The following is a 533-nucleotide window of genomic DNA, read 5'->3' on the forward strand; positions in this document are numbered from 1 at the left end:
TCCGTCGTTGATATTAATATGACCAATTACGCTAGACCGAGAACAAACAAAAAAAAGGCCACCTTTCGGTGGCCTTTTGATTCTAGCTTTCAGGCTATCGCAATGTATTCAAACTTAGTTGAAGTTTGGCTTTGTCATTGCTGCAGAGGCGCGGTTTGTTGCCACTTGGCTACCAGCACCTTTAGCTTGGTAGCGTTCAGCTTTAAACGGCGCTGCGGCTACTTCGATTTCACGTAGTTCTTGAGGACCAGGTGCTTTTGTCATTGGTGCGCTAGCTCGTGGCTTAGCAACAACGTTGATAACTTCAGCTTTCATCTCTGGCGCTGCTACTGGAGTTTCAACGGCAACTTCTGTTGCTGCTTCTTCCACAGTTTCTGCAACGACTGGCTCTTGAACCGGAGCTTCTTCAACAACTGTTTCTGTTGTTGCTTCCGCAACAGGTGCTTCAGCCACTTCAACGATCGGCTCTACAGGAGCTTGATCAACCGCTACTGGCTCTGCCTTTTCAGGCGCTACAGCTTCAACAATCGGTG

General features: G+C 48.2%; 1 pseudogene. It reads right to left on the reverse strand.

The annotated features are described in order from the left end of the window. Nucleotides 1–114 precede the first annotated feature (114 nt). Nucleotides 115–533, reverse strand: a pseudogene (locus R8N49_RS30000) (ribonuclease E); the annotation flags it as partial.

The sequence above is a fragment of the Vibrio sp. 1978 genome (assembly GCF_033344345.1).